12 protein-coding genes and 1 tRNA gene are annotated in these 14062 nt (G+C 52.3%); all 13 read right to left on the bottom strand.

Annotated features, from left to right (window positions below; translation table 11 throughout):
- Positions 1 to 234 precede the first annotated feature (234 nt).
- A tRNA-Ser gene (locus ABWV76_RS12905) sits at positions 235 to 324 on the bottom strand.
- A 282-nt stretch (positions 325 to 606) separates the two neighbouring features.
- On the bottom strand, positions 607 to 801 hold the full coding sequence (csrA, locus tag ABWV76_RS12900; protein ID WP_020411317.1) for a carbon storage regulator CsrA: 195 nt from the start codon (positions 799 to 801) through the stop codon (positions 607 to 609).
- 229 nt (positions 802 to 1030) lie between these two features.
- On the bottom strand, positions 1031 to 2263 hold the full coding sequence (locus tag ABWV76_RS12895; RefSeq protein WP_020411318.1) for an aspartate kinase: 1233 nt from the start codon (positions 2261 to 2263) through the stop codon (positions 1031 to 1033).
- 128 nt (positions 2264 to 2391) lie between these two features.
- Positions 2392 to 5004 carry an alanine--tRNA ligase gene (gene alaS / locus ABWV76_RS12890; protein ID WP_353376149.1) on the bottom strand — a complete coding sequence of 871 codons (2613 nt, stop codon included), beginning with the start codon at positions 5002 to 5004 and terminating at the stop codon, positions 2392 to 2394.
- Between the two features lie 72 nt (positions 5005 to 5076).
- A complete protein-coding gene (locus ABWV76_RS12885) occupies positions 5077 to 5424 on the bottom strand; it encodes a histidine triad nucleotide-binding protein (protein WP_020411320.1) in 348 nt (115 codons plus the stop codon).
- A 4-nt stretch (positions 5425 to 5428) separates the two neighbouring features.
- Complete coding sequence (locus ABWV76_RS12880) at positions 5429 to 5614, bottom strand: Trm112 family protein (RefSeq protein WP_020411321.1); 186 nt, start codon at positions 5612 to 5614, stop codon at positions 5429 to 5431.
- A 144-nt stretch (positions 5615 to 5758) separates the two neighbouring features.
- A complete protein-coding gene (locus ABWV76_RS12875) occupies positions 5759 to 6598 on the bottom strand; it encodes an alpha/beta hydrolase (RefSeq protein WP_353376148.1) in 840 nt (279 codons plus the stop codon).
- Positions 6599 to 6648: 50 nt separating this feature from the next.
- The gene (locus ABWV76_RS12870) at positions 6649 to 7668 is read right to left on the bottom strand and encodes a class I fructose-bisphosphate aldolase (RefSeq protein WP_353376147.1); all 1020 of its coding nucleotides are present in this window, start codon (positions 7666 to 7668) and stop codon (positions 6649 to 6651) included.
- 50 nt (positions 7669 to 7718) lie between these two features.
- Positions 7719 to 9197 carry a glycerol kinase GlpK gene (gene glpK, locus ABWV76_RS12865; RefSeq protein WP_282952801.1) on the bottom strand — a complete coding sequence of 493 codons (1479 nt, stop codon included), beginning with the start codon at positions 9195 to 9197 and terminating at the stop codon, positions 7719 to 7721.
- A 96-nt stretch (positions 9198 to 9293) separates the two neighbouring features.
- A complete protein-coding gene (locus ABWV76_RS12860) occupies positions 9294 to 9779 on the bottom strand; it encodes a regulatory protein RecX (protein WP_020411325.1) in 486 nt (161 codons plus the stop codon).
- Complete coding sequence (recA, locus tag ABWV76_RS12855; protein ID WP_353376146.1) at positions 9780 to 10814, bottom strand: recombinase RecA; 1035 nt, start codon at positions 10812 to 10814, stop codon at positions 9780 to 9782. It abuts the gene before it with no gap.
- A 172-nt stretch (positions 10815 to 10986) separates the two neighbouring features.
- Positions 10987 to 11502 carry a CinA family protein gene (locus ABWV76_RS12850; RefSeq protein WP_353376145.1) on the bottom strand — a complete coding sequence of 172 codons (516 nt, stop codon included), beginning with the start codon at positions 11500 to 11502 and terminating at the stop codon, positions 10987 to 10989.
- Between the two features lie 542 nt (positions 11503 to 12044).
- Positions 12045 to 14048 carry a polysaccharide biosynthesis protein gene (locus tag ABWV76_RS12845; protein ID WP_353376144.1) on the bottom strand — a complete coding sequence of 668 codons (2004 nt, stop codon included), beginning with the start codon at positions 14046 to 14048 and terminating at the stop codon, positions 12045 to 12047.
- Positions 14049 to 14062 lie beyond the last annotated feature (14 nt).

Raw genomic sequence — 14062 nt, 5'->3', positions numbered from 1 at the left:
GCTCGGCTCTAACTGCGGGACGCGTATTCTACACATCCGGGCTGCTGAATCAAGTGATTTTTTGCAGCTTTTTTTCGGTGATTTGAACTGCTCAAAGCGCTTTTCAAATCCCGGCAAGGTTGTTTCCGCCCTTGCTTGAAGTGGCGCGCATTATAGCTTCGCAACTTCCTTTTGCAAGCGCCTCAAAAATTATTTTTTGGGGCCGCAGACCTTCTTTTCAGAGGGCCTTTTATATGGCGGTGAGAGAGGGATTCGAACCCTCGATGAGTGTTAACCCATACGCCCTTAGCAGGGGCGCGCCTTCAGCCACTCGGCCATCTCACCTTTTTAATTTACTTCGAAACTCTTCTTCCGAAAAACCTCTTTTAGGAGGTTTTTTCTACTCAACAACCTAACTGGTTGCTCGCTGAAAGTGGGCGGCATAATACCAACGGCCCGACAAAAAGCAATGGGGAATCAATAACTTTTTGCACTTTTTTGTCTTATCGAACACCTTTTAGACAACACGGCCAAAAAAACGACTTTCCCGCCAAGCACTTCTTTTGAGGAGAAGATTCAAAAATAAAAAAAGGCCGGGTTACCGGCCTTTTTAGGGAAACTGTGCGTCTAGTCGTTACCACCCTCCTCAGAGGATTGCTTTTCACGCTGGATACGCTGGTAAATTTCTTCGCGGTGCACGGCGACTTCCTTTGGCGCATTGACACCAATACGCACCTGATTGCCCTTCACCCCCAGCACGGTAACCGTGACATTGTCGCCAACCATCAGCGTTTCGCCAATTCGGCGGGTTAAAATCAACATTACCTACTTCTCCTTGATCATCCTGTGATAAAGAGCGGCCGGTGTTTTCCTGACGCTGCTCTTATTTGGTCATCTTAACCGGATGGCGGTGCAAAAAGGTCAAAAACTACCCATCACACTATTCAGTATTGACCAGTCGAACAAAATCTCAACAGGTTGGATGTAATGCCAAGCAACTGAATCGAAATGGGTGGCTCTTGCCGCCTTAGCTCCGGTTATAGCGTTTATTTCATCTCTGTTTATCAGAGAGCTCAAATTCACTATGCAAGGCACGCACAGCAAGCTCGAGGTAGCGCTCATCGATAATCACCGATATCTTTATTTCAGATGTGGTGATCATCTGAATATTGATATTGTCTTCACCCAGAGCACTAAACATACGACTGGCCACGTTCGCATGGGAACGCATTCCCACGCCGACAATTGATACTTTGGCAATCTTGTCGTCTGTGATCACTTCGCGTGCGCCAAGTTCCGCCGAAACACGCTCCAGAACATCACGCGCTTTATGCAGATCATTTCGATGCACAGTAAAAGTAAAGTCTGTAGTTCCATCAACCGCGCTGATGTTTTGCACGATCACGTCCACTTCAATATTTTCGCGGCCAACTGGTGCAAGAATACGGCAGGCAACCCCGGGGGTATCCGGAACACCGCGAATAGTTAGCTTGGCTTCATCACGGTTGAATGCGATACCAGATACGACGGGTTGTTCCATCTCGTTGTTTTCCTCATCCAGACTAATCAGGGTTCCTTCACCCTCTTCAAAAGTTGAAAGTACGCGCAGCGGAACCTTGTATTTACCGGCAAACTCTACGGCGCGGATCTGCAGGACCTTTGAGCCAAGACTCGCCATCTCCAGCATTTCCTCAAACGTAATCCGATCCATACGACGCGCACTATCCACCACTCGTGGATCAGTGGTGTAGACCCCATCAACATCCGTATAAATCTGGCACTCAGTGGCATCAAGCGCTGCAGCGAGAGCCACGCCCGTGGTATCTGAACCACCGCGCCCCAAAGTAGTGATATTTCCATCATCATCTACCCCCTGGAAGCCGGCTACTACAATTACTTTGCCGTTATCCAGGTCAGCGCGCATGCGTTCAACATCAATACGCTGGATACGTGCTTTGGTATGGGCGTTGTCCGTGAGGATCTTGACCTGCCCCCCGGTATAGGAGCAGGCATCATAGCCACGTTTCTTCAGAGCCATGCTCAATAGCGCAATGGTGACCTGCTCACCGGTAGACACCAGCACATCCAGCTCGCGGGGATCGGGTTTTTCCTGGATCTGATATGCCAAATCAATCAGGCGGTTGGTCTCTCCACTCATGGCAGAAAGCACCACAACCAAGCCATGCCCTTTGGCGCGAAACGCGGCTACTTTATCAGCGACAGCCTCTATACGCTCTATCGAGCCTACAGAGGTTCCACCGTATTTCTGCACGAACAAACTCATAATCTTTGTGTTTCCTTAGCCCCTGGCCAAGTACGCGCACTGCTCTGACTCATGCAGGCGCGCACTTAATCACCAAACTTCGGTGAAATCAACTTCACATACGACTTCTGGCGCCGTTTTTACCGAAATCAGCTGCTGAGGGAGCCCTCAACCCATGTGGGCACCTCCTGCAACATACCCGCCAGGGCGGAAACATCAGTTCCTCCCCCCTGTGCCATATCCTTACGGCCACCGCCCTTACCACCAAGCTTGGCAGCGGCAAAGCGCATAAGATCCCCCGCTGACAGGCGATCTGTCAGGTCCTTGGTTACTGCCGCTACCAGAGCCACCTTATCCTCACCAGGTGCTGCAAGCAGGACAACACCACTACCAAGCTTGTTTTTCATCTGGTCAGCCAGGTCTCGCAGGGATTTAGGGTCTGCGCCATCAACAGACGCCGCCAACAACTTGAAGCCAGCAATTTCCACCGCTTGAGCAGAGAGATCACCTCCGGCACCACTGGCCAATTTGGTCTTAAGCTGACCAATTTCCTTCTCCAGTTTGCGGTTGTTAAGCAATAGCTGCTCAACTTTATCGGCAAGGCTATCCGGGCGCGCCTTGAGAAGTGCTGCAATATGTTCAAGACGCTGCTGGGTTTGATCGAACAATGACAGCGCATGTGCGCCAGTCACGGCTTCAATGCGGCGTTGACCGGAGGCGATACCGCTCTCACTCACAATGCGCAGAAGACCTATATCACCGGTGCGCTTGACATGAGTCCCGCCGCATAACTCAACAGAAAAAGCGCCAGTTTCAGTCTCTCCCATGGAAAGAACACGAACCGTATCGCCATATTTCTCACCGAACAGGGCCATTGCCCCCATTTCCTTGGCAGACTCAATATCGGTTTCGCAAGTATCAACCGGAGTATTGGCGCGAACCTGGGCATTCACCAGGGATTCAATGGCATGCAGCTGCTTATTGGTAACAGCCTCTGGATGAGAGAAATCGAAACGAAGGCGCTCGGAGTCCACCAGCGACCCCTTTTGCGTAACATGCTCGCCCAACACTTTGCGCAGAGCAGCGTGCAGCAGGTGGGTGGCGGAGTGATTCAGTGCGGTTGCCTGGCGCACTTCTGCAGACACCTTGGCAGAAATTTGATCACCAATAGTGATGACACCCTGCAACATTTTACCGGTGTGCAAGTGGTGGCCGCCCTGCTTGGTACAATCACGAACCTCAAAACGGCCAGCTGTTGAACTGAGATAGCCACTATCGCCAGCCTGGCCTCCAGACTCGGCATAAAACGGGGTGCGGTCGAGAATCACCGCACCTTCTTCACCTTCCTCCAGGCGCTCGACTTGCTCGCGACCTTTGACGATAGCGATAACCCTGCCCCGCGCCTCAGTTGTTTCGTAACCGAGGAACTCTGTCACACCTTCCAGATCCAGAACCTCGGTATAGTCCTGCTTGAATTTACCTGCTGCGCGCGCACGTTCGCGCTGGGCTTCCATCGCAGCCTCATAACCTGCCATATCCAGTGACAAACCACGCTCTCGGGCAATATCCTGAGTCAGGTCGGTGGGGAAGCCATAAGTATCATGTAAAGTAAACACCAGCTCACCAGGAATCTCGCTATCTTCCAGGGAGGCCAGCGCACTCTCCAGCAGAGCCATCCCTTTGTCCAGGGTTTTGGCAAACTGCTCTTCCTCTTTACGTAGAGCCCGCTCAATAAGCTCTTGCTTCTCACGCAACTCAGGATAAGCATCACCCATTTGCTCAGTCAGGGCTTCCACTAACTTAAAAAAGAACACCTCTTTATGGCCGAGTTTGTGACCATGACGCACAGCACGACGGATAATGCGACGCAACACAAAACCCCGCCCCTCATTGGATGGCATCACCCCATCAGCAATCAGGAAGGAGCAAGAGCGAATATGGTCTGCAATGACACGCAGGGATTTTTCTTCGAGGTTCTTGCAGGAGACTATTTCACTAGCAGCTTTAAGCAGCGCCTGGAAAAGATCAATTTCATAATTTGAGTGCACGCTTTGCATAACCGCGGCAATACGCTCCAAACCCATGCCTGTATCTACGGAGGGCTTGGGCAGTGGGTGCAGTTCGCCATCAGCAGTGCGCTCGTACTGCATAAATACCAGGTTCCAAATCTCAATATAGCGGTCGAGATCGTCGTTATCGGAACCTGGGGGGCCACCGGGAACATCGGCACCGTGATCGTAGAAAATTTCTGAGCTGGGCCCACAAGGACCTGTATCGCCCATTTGCCAGAAGTTGTCCTCATCGAGGCGAGAAAAACGCTCTGCGCTAACGCCCACTTCTTTTAACCAGATATCAGCGGCCTCATCATCGCTGATATGAACAGTCACCCACAGGCGCTCTTCGGGCAGACCCAGTACTTTTGTGAGGAAATCCCAGGCAAAGCGGATGGCTTCACGCTTGAAATAATCGCCAAAACTGAAGTTGCCCAACATTTCAAAGAAGGTGTGATGGCGCGCGGTATAGCCCACATTCTCCAGGTCATTGTGCTTGCCTCCGGCACGCACACAGCGCTGGGAGCTAGCGGCCCGATTGTAAGGACGCTTTTCCTGACCGAGGAAGGTGTCCTTAAACTGCACCATGCCGGCATTGGTGAATAGCAGGGTCGGGTCATTGCCCGGAACCAGAGAGCTCGACGGCACCACAGTATGGCCCTGCTCGGCAAAGTAATTCAGAAAGGCGTCGCGAATCTGTGCGCTTTTCATCCGGCGTAATTCCACTTCGTTAGTTGAAAGTTATGTGAACGACACCGATGACGCGGTGCCACGTCTGTCCTGCTACTGCGCAAGCCCTTGTTCGGGCATCTTCTTTTGAGCCAGCAGGTGAACATGCAGGTGAAATACGGTCTGCCCCGCACTACGGCCATTGTTAACCACCAGCCGAAAGCCCTCGAGTCGTAAGCGCCGGCCCAGCTCGGCTGCCACCCACATCAGGTGGCCGAGTAGACCTTTGTCTTCGCTTTTGGCATCGGACAGATTAACTAGAGGTTTGCGCGGGATAATGAGGAGATGGGTCGGGGCTTGTGGCGCCCGATCCTCAATAACGACACAAAGGTCATCCTCGTAGATTTTCTCGGCCGGGATATCGCCCGAGATTATTTGACTGAAAACGCTGGGTTCACCCATTGGCTTATTTTTCCAGCTTTTCCTCAGCTGTCAGCTGACGCGCCTCAGATTCCAGCATCACCGGAATCCCGTCCCTAACCGGATAGGCCAAGCCACTGGCTCGACAAACCAGCTCCTGGGTATCTTCGCGGTACTCAAGCGGTGCCTTACTTACAGGACACACTAATAGGCTCAGCAACTTCTTATCCATGTTCCACCCCACTATTTCCCCCCGACACAACTTCCGGGGGGCAAAAATGACCGCGTATCATACAATGCTTCATGGGGTTTTTCACGGTATTCACCTCTGCTTAAGCCAACAGATTTCCCCGTTTTAACCCATCTTTACCTATTTTTATCCAGAGATGACAGGGTTTGAGGCTGGCAAAATGGAGTTTAGGTGGCCCAGTAGTAAATCACGGGCTAGACGCCCCTCCTCCACCTCGTTGAACAGCTCGTGGTAAGCTGCCGGAAAACAGTGAAGCCTTTTATTGGTCGAACCCATTCGACCAAACCACTCCCGACTCAGCTCTACATCCACCAAACGATCCGATTCCGGCAGCAGCATTAAGCAGGGTGTAAGCAGCCGCTCCAGATTAGCTGACAGAAACGTCCTCTCCTGGAGAAAGCTTTCAAACCAACGCAGGGAAACCCCGTGGTGGGCAAGCTCATCATTGCGATAGGCTTCGACAATAGAAACATCCCGGCTCAACCACTTGTCATCAATTCGACTGGAAAGTACAAGCTTCGGAAATAATTTGGCCAGCATCATTACCAGCCACAGCTCCAGGCCAGCGGGCTCTTTAGCTCCGCGAAATCCAGGCGCAGACAGGATCACACTGTCCACGAATCCATACCGAATAGCGCTGCCGCAGGCCACTACCGCCCCCATACTATGGCCCAACAGATGCACACTTGTATTGGGGTTACCACTTTTGACCAAACAAATAAATTCATGCAGGTCCTCGCAATAAAGGGAGAAATCATCAATATGCCCCCTTTTTCCATCTGATAACCCATGACCATAATGATCGGGGGCGTAGACGCTGAACCCGGCACGATTCAGATACTGGGCCAGCATGGTGTAGCGGCCGCTATGCTCACCCAAGCCGTGGGAAATAACTACTACCCCAAGCGCTTTCTCAACCCACCAACGGCGGTAGTGCAGGCTTACATTTCTGGTTACAAACTCCATTGCCCCTCCTTATTTTCCTTATTGTTGTAGCTTGGGCCATTCGGCACCTGTCAGCTCTCCCGCTCCAGACTGCTGCAGTACTGTCCCAACATGGCCAAATGGTTAAGGCGTGCCCGCTTGAGTAACGCACCCTGTGCTTTGGCAATATTTTCAGAGCGCCCCGCCCAAGCTGCCAATGCTGGCTGCTGCAACGCCCGGCCGTAGGAAAAGCTCAGTTGCCAAGGTGCATTATTTATCTTGTTCAACGCGTTGAGATTTGCAGAAGCCTCTTCGTTCCCCTGGCCACCAGAGAGGAAGTTTATGCTCGGTACGGCTGCTGGCACTGACCGACGTAAACTTCGCAGGGTGTATTCCGCAACCTGCTGCGGCTCCGCTCGTGCCGATTGCGCCCCAGGTATGACCATGCTGGGCTTCAGTAACATCAATTCAAGAGTGACGCCATGACGATACAGCGCGTGAAAAACAGTATGCCAAACTTGTTCATTAACTTCGGCACAACGCTCAATGCTGTGATCCCCATCCATGAGAACTTCCGGCTCCACAATTGGCACCACGCCCTCGGCCTGACACACAGCTGCGTAACGGGCCAACATTTCAGCATTGGCCTGTAGCCCGAGCTCGGTGGGATTGTGTGGACTAACTGGATAGACTTCACGCCACTTGGCAAATCGAGCTCCCTGCTTTTTGTACTCGCGCAGTCGTTCGGCAAGTCCATCCAGGCCATATGTAATCATATCCCCCGCAGTACCAGCCAATGGCCCTTTTCCCTTGTCGACCTTAATCCCGGGGACAACCTTTTGATTCGCAGCCACCTGTGCCAAAAGTTTGCCATTAGCACTGCATTGACCAAGCGTCTCCTCAAACAGAATTACCCCACTGATAAAATCTCCCAGGCCCTTTGCCTCTAGCAGGGCCGCACGGTAATCCCGTCGACTCTGCTCGGTGGACTCCACCCCAATCGTGTTGAAACGCTTGGCAATAGTGCCACTGCTCTCATCTGCAGCGAGAATTCCCCTGCGACCATCCACCAATGCATCAACTGTTGCCTGTAACTCCTCCCAAACCGCCATTTGGCCACCTCCCTGTGCCGAAAGCCCATCTTGAAAAATTATTGGCCTAACTAAAATGCCTTACACGCGGCAACTGCCCGTTGCCAGCCGGCCAACCGCGATTTCCTTTCTGAAGCAGCCATAGAGGGCATAAAATCTCGCTCAATCTCCCTCAAACATTCCGGCAACTTGTCAAAGTGCCACAGGCCACTACCAATACCCGCCAGAAGAGCAGCGCCGATGGCTGTAGACTCGATTTGCTTTGGCCGCTCAACCCGCAACGCAGAAATATCTGCCTGAAACTGCATCAGGAAATTATTTGCGCATGCCCCACCATCCACTCGCATATGGCTAATGGATACCCCGAGAGCCCCCTCCATCAAGCGCGCCAACTCATCACTCTGATAGGCGATAGATTCAAGCGTAGCGCGCACTATTTCTGCCCGGCCAGCGCCGCGACTCAAGCCGCACACAGTACCCCTCGCTGATGGGTCCCAATGAGGAGCACCGAGGCCACTGAACGCGGGCACCAGGTAAACTCCACGGGTATCAGGAATACTCTGCGCAATCACCTCTGTATCCACTGCCTGCTGAATCAAGCCCATCTCATCACGTAGCCATTGGATCGCAGACCCCGCGGTAAATACCGACCCCTCAACTGCATAAGCAGGGGCACCGCTGATATCACAGGCAATAGTGGCGAGCAGCCCCGGAGATGGCTTCGGTCGCTTCTCACCTGCAAAAGCCAGCATAAAACAGCCAGTACCATAAGTATTTTTGATCTCCCCGGGACGGAGACAGCCCTGACCAAACAACGCTGCCTGCTGATCGCCGGCCACACCACAAATAGGTGCGCTTGCCCCAATGAACGCCTCAGGATCGGTATCGGTAAAATGACCGGCAGAAGGCCGGATTTCCGGCAGGATAGACTCTGGACAACCAAAGAGAGCCAGCAATTCCGGATCCCAGCGCTTTTGTTCCAGGTTGTAAAGTAGGGTGCGACTGGCATTGGTGTGATCAGTCAAGTGTGCGCGGCCACCGCTCATTTTCCACACCAGCCAGCTATCTACTGTGCCGAAACACAGGTCTCCGCGATGAGCGCGCTCCAGCAGCTGTGGCTGTGCACGGAAAATCCACAGCAACTTGCTTGCGGAGAAATAGGCATCCAACAGCAATCCACTTCGTTCGCGCAGCCAATCAGATTTTTCTGCAGCAGCTAACTCCTGGCAGATTTCTGCGGAGCGGCGGCACTGCCATACAATGGCGGGGTGCACCGGCTCACCGGTATGCCGGTCCCACAGAACTGTAGTTTCACGCTGATTGGTAATACCCACTGCCTCAACATCGGACGCGCGGATGCCGGCGCGTTGCAGAGCTGCCGCGCAAACCCGCTGCGTCACCTGCCAAATTTCTTCGGCATTCTGCTCAACCCAACCGGGTTTAGGGTAGTAGTTGGGGATTTCAGAGTAACTGCGCCCAACCAGAGCGCCGCTACTATTAAAGACAAAGGCCGTAGTGCCCGTAGTGCCCTGGTCAATGGACAGGATCATAGGGTGTCTCACGCTTATTATTCTTGCTTTCATCATCACAGGTCGGACAGCAACAATACCACCGTGACCCAATCATGCATGAGAGTATAAGCCCGATTACTTCCCGTCTAGCGCCCAGCTGATAGCATCTGCGGGAAAACCGCGATACGCCAAATAGCGCTGGCGCCTTGCGCGCTCTTTCATTTGCTGGTCTCTGGGCAGCGCTATATTGATAGGAGCACGGTATTTGCGCTGGAGCTGCTCCTGGGCAAGCTCAAACCAATCAACCTCCAGCTGCTCAATCGCATGGGTCGCGAGCTCTCCTCGAATCCCCCGCTGCTGCAACTCCTGACGAATACGCATAGGCCCCTGCCCACGCTGAACACGAGCGCGGACAAATACTTCAGCAAAGCGCTGATCTGACTGATAATTAAGTGTTTGCAAGCGCTCGAATAGAGCATCGAAATCGGCACCGGGGAACTTGCCCGCAAGCTTTTGCTTCAATTCATGGCGCGAATGCTCACGACGGGCAAGTAACTCAAGCGCCGCACCGAACAGCACTTGAGCGGGATCAACGGAGAAATCCGTGTTTGAATAAGGCACTTACTCTTCCGGGAGTTCCACTACCTCTTCGGGGCTTGCCGGAACCAGGTCACCCAGCAGTTGCGCACGCAGCTGCCCTTCAATCTCATTGCGGATATCCGGGTTGTCACGTAAGAACTTTGTGGCGTTAGCCTTACCCTGGCCAATCTTCTCGCCCTTATAACTGTACCAGGCACCAGCCTTGTCAACCAAGCCCAGTTTCACTCCATAGTCGACTACCTCGCCAACCATATTGATGCCTTCGCCATACATGATCTGGAATTCAGTCTGCTTGAAGGGGGGCGCCACCTTATTTTTGACAACTTTTACGCGAGTCTCATTACCCACTACCTCATCGCCGTCCTTTACGGAACCGATACGACGGATATCCAGACGCACGGAAGAATAGAACTTAAGCGCGTTACCACCAGTGGTGGTTTCCGGGGAACCAAACATCACACCGATCTTCATACGGATCTGGTTAATAAAAATTGCCAGAGTATTGGTGTTCTTGATATTACCGGTCAGCTTGCGCAAAGCCTGGGACATCAGGCGGGCCTGCAAGCCGACGTGGGAATCCCCCATCTCGCCCTCAATCTCTGCACGTGGGGTCAAGGCCGCCACAGAGTCCACTACCAGCACGTCCACGGCACCGGAGCGTACCAGCATATCGGCCACTTCGAGAGCCTGCTCACCGGTATCCGGCTGGGAAACGATCAGCTCGTCAACATTAACACCCAGCTTCTCTGCATAGATGGGGTCGAGCGCATGTTCAGCATCCACAAACGCGCAGGTGCCACCTTTGCGCTGCGCCTCAGCAATAACTTGCAGTGTCAGGGTAGTTTTACCTGAGGATTCAGGACCATAGATCTCAACAATACGGCCGCGGGGCAGACCACCAATACCCAGGGCCACATCCAGACCTAAGGAGCCAGTTGAGATCGCCGGGATACGCTCGCGCTCTTTATCTCCCATGCGCATCACTGTGCCTTTGCCAAACTGGCGTTCGATCTGCGAGAGCGCCGCCTTTAGCGCCTTGTCTTTATTGGAATCCATGACCATTCCCATATTGCTAAGCTGTGTTGATTGGTGGCAAGCTTAACGAAGGATTACTGTATAGGCAACCAGTAATTCCGGCACAACCGGTACCAGTCACCATCGCGCAAATTATGGGCTTTGGGCAGCTGCAAAGCTCGCCCTAACATTGCCAAGGTAACCCACTGCAGCCCTAAACCGGATGCTCATCCAGGATAGCGAGCATACCTTTGATTGCCTCTCTCACAGTCTGCGCCTGTACTTCAGCCCTATCGCCTTGAAAATGAAAGCAACGGGCATCGATCTGCACGGGTTCCTGCCCATCGGCATGAGCCCAGGCAATCCAGACGGTACCTACAGGCTTCTCTTCAGTACCGCCATCGGGACCGGCAATACCACTCACTGCAACAGATAGATTGGCATCCATCATTGCCAACACGCCACAGGCCATCTGGCGGGCAACCGGCTCACTGACAGCACCAAACTGTTGTAAATCCTTGACATCTACACCCAGAACGCTGTGTTTGATGCGGTTGGCATAACTCACGACAGAGCCGTCAAACCAACTTGATGCCCCGGCAATAGCGGTTATCGCTGCGGCAACAGCCCCCCCAGTGCAAGACTCCGCAGCGGTAACTCGCCATGCACGTTTATCCAGTTCCTTACCCAGCCGCTGAGCTAACAGGGTAACGTCTCTATACTCAATCATTACACTTCCCATTAGTTTGAATCGGGAGTAGCCCCCAGCCAGGCAGCAGCCTTGATACACTTTGCTCCTAAACCATCGATACGATTGATGCTTTATTAGCTTCGAATTTTAGGGGGCTGGCTATCAAGAGTAGTTTTTCATATCGAGATTAAAAAAGACTGATCGCTTACAGCATTGATCAACGCTGACTTCAGGGAAAACGAAATACAAAATGCCAGAGAGCCTTCCCCAAAGCGAGACCATCAAGACCACCTCCATATTTGTGATGATCATGAGATCAGAGTTGTTCACTTATTGGATGATGGCTGGTTTTACTCCAGCCACTCAAAACCAAGTCTATTGAAATCCAATTGACTCTTGTCCACAAATAAGAGAAGGGAAACGAAATTCAGGTCGGTAGTATCATTTAGCCATGGCGGAATTTATTAACGAACTGTTTTGAACAGCCAACGGTGAAAATTTTTCCGCCATTCTTGCATCTAGCTTCGCACTAAACCTGGGCTAAGTTGCGACGAAGGTGGTACATGAACTGTTCGGCGCGATTAAGCCAACTCAGGTTCCGCACATCGCTTCTGATGAACCCAATCTACAATTTCGCCCTCCGGGATATAACCACAAACAGTTTCCCTCAGTAGCTGGCGTACCCGCTCATAATCATCACGCTCTACCGCACTAAGTAGCTGGGCCAACACCGTCTTGAATGATTCCCAGGACAAGTGATCCTCTGTAGCGCACATAATCATTGGGTGATCGGTCGGGCTGACGTTGTCACCAATCAATAGCTCTTCATAGAGTTTTTCACCCGGACGCAAGCCGGTAAACTCGATAGCGACATCGCCGTGCGGGTCCTTCTCTGACCGCACAGTGCAACCACTGAGGTGGATCATCTTTTCTGCTAACTCAGCAATTTTCACTGGGCTGCCCATATCCAGTACAAACACATCCCCACCCTGCCCCATCGCACCAGCTTGAATAACCAACTGGGCAGCCTCGGGAATCGTCATAAAGTAGCGGGTAATATTGGGGTGCGTTACCGTTACCGGGCCACCACGCTTGATCTGATCACGAAAACGCGGAATCACCGACCCCGATGAACCCAGCACATTGCCGAATCGAACCATGGTGAAACGGGTTTTGTTAACCTGGTTTACAGTTTCGCCATCATTGAACAACGTAGGAGCTGGCTCTTGGCTCAGTGCCTGTAGCACCATTTCTGCAAGGCGTTTAGTGCTACCCATCACATTGGTTGGGCGCACCGCTTTGTCAGTAGAAATCAATACAAAGTGTTCAACTCCCGCTTTTACCGCCGCCTGAGCGGTATGCAGAGAGCCAAACACGTTGTTCATCACACCCTCGGCAATATTATGTTCAACCATCGGGACGTGCTTATACGCCGCTGCATGATACACGGTGACCACATCCCAGGACCGCATCAGATCCAATAGACGCCCTGGGTTACGGATAGACCCAAGGACCGGTACCAATCGCACAGGCAACGATTCACGTCGGATCCGCTGCTCCAACTCTGTATGGATGCTGTAAAGGTTAAACTCACTGTGCTCAAACAACAGCAGTGTAGTTGGACCTGTAGCTACAATCTGACGACACAACTCCGAACCAATCGAGCCTCCAGCGCCAGTCACCATCACTACATGACCACGAATACACCTTTCAAAAAGAGCCTGCTGTGGCGGCACCGCATCGCGGCCAAGTAAATCAGCAACATCTACTTCCTGAATATCTTCGACTTTAACCCGACCACTAGCCAAATCCATGAAGCCCGGTACGCTACGCACATGTAAAGGGAAGCTTTCGAGTAACTCAAGTATCTCGCGTCGGCGTGCACGAGAGGCAGACGGAATTGCAAGAAGTATTTCCTCAGCTCCAGTTTGCTCAATCATTCTTTGAATGTTCTTAGGTTTGAAAACCCGCAGACCCGCTATAACACGATTGGCAATACCACGATCATCATCAATGAAAGCTACCGGCATCATGACTCGATCTATACGCAATGCAGCCACAAGTTGGTTGCCTGCCGCCCCAGCACCGTAGATGGCCACCTTTGGTAAATGATCGACTCGGTTGATAAAGGGCACCTGCTGGCTAGCCACATACCAATCGCCCATAAAGTACTGCCGCATAACCAGCCTGAGGCCGCCGATCATCAACAAGCTCAGCCAACAGTATATAAACACAACCGAGCGAGGCACCCTTAGCGGTGGCTCGCGGTTCAAATAAACAACTAAAGCAAGCACCAAAGCCGACAGCATTACCGCTTTGAAGATGCTGATCAACGCATCCTTGCCAAAATAGCGCATCACCGCACGATACATGCCAAACCTAACGAAAATAGGTATCGCGATTAGCGGTGCACTAACAAATAACCAAGCGTATTCGGCAAAGGGGTTAACAGGCTTATCCAATCCCAAACGAATTGCAAAGGCCAGCCAAAGGGCTAGCCACACTAGCAGAACATCAGTTATCACTTGTAAGATGCGTTTATTACGGCGGGGCAGCCCCAGTAGCCAGTTGCGCAGCTCATCCATTATTCCTTGGACCC

Origin of the sequence: Microbulbifer sp. NBRC 101763 (assembly GCF_040371615.1) — a bacterium.
Lineage (GTDB): Bacteria > Pseudomonadota > Gammaproteobacteria > Pseudomonadales > Cellvibrionaceae > Microbulbifer > Microbulbifer variabilis.
The sequence above is the reverse complement of the archived record's forward strand: the minus strand, read 5'-3'. Positions and strand labels throughout refer to the sequence as shown.

Bases quoted from the DNA above. Each gene is read 5' to 3' on its own strand.
- csrA (WP_020411317.1), bottom strand. From the start codon at position 801: ATGTTGATTTTAACCCGCCGAATTGGCGAAACGCTGATGGTTGGCGAC.
- ABWV76_RS12895 (WP_020411318.1), bottom strand. From the start codon at position 2,263: ATGAGTTTGTTCGTGCAGAAATACGGTGGAACCTCTGTAGGCTCGATA.
- alaS (WP_353376149.1), bottom strand. From the start codon at position 5,004: ATGAAAAGCGCACAGATTCGCGACGCCTTTCTGAATTACTTTGCCGAG.
- ABWV76_RS12885 (WP_020411320.1), bottom strand. From the start codon at position 5,424: ATGGGTGAACCCAGCGTTTTCAGTCAAATAATCTCGGGCGATATCCCG.
- ABWV76_RS12880 (WP_020411321.1), bottom strand. From the start codon at position 5,614: ATGGATAAGAAGTTGCTGAGCCTATTAGTGTGTCCTGTAAGTAAGGCA.
- ABWV76_RS12875 (WP_353376148.1), bottom strand. From the start codon at position 6,598: ATGGAGTTTGTAACCAGAAATGTAAGCCTGCACTACCGCCGTTGGTGG.
- ABWV76_RS12870 (WP_353376147.1), bottom strand. From the start codon at position 7,668: ATGGCGGTTTGGGAGGAGTTACAGGCAACAGTTGATGCATTGGTGGAT.
- glpK (WP_282952801.1), bottom strand. From the start codon at position 9,197: ATGATCCTGTCCATTGACCAGGGCACTACGGGCACTACGGCCTTTGTC.
- recA (WP_353376146.1), bottom strand. From the start codon at position 10,814: ATGGATTCCAATAAAGACAAGGCGCTAAAGGCGGCGCTCTCGCAGATC.
- ABWV76_RS12850 (WP_353376145.1), bottom strand. From the start codon at position 11,502: ATGATTGAGTATAGAGACGTTACCCTGTTAGCTCAGCGGCTGGGTAAG.
- ABWV76_RS12845 (WP_353376144.1), bottom strand. From the start codon at position 14,048: ATGGATGAGCTGCGCAACTGGCTACTGGGGCTGCCCCGCCGTAATAAA.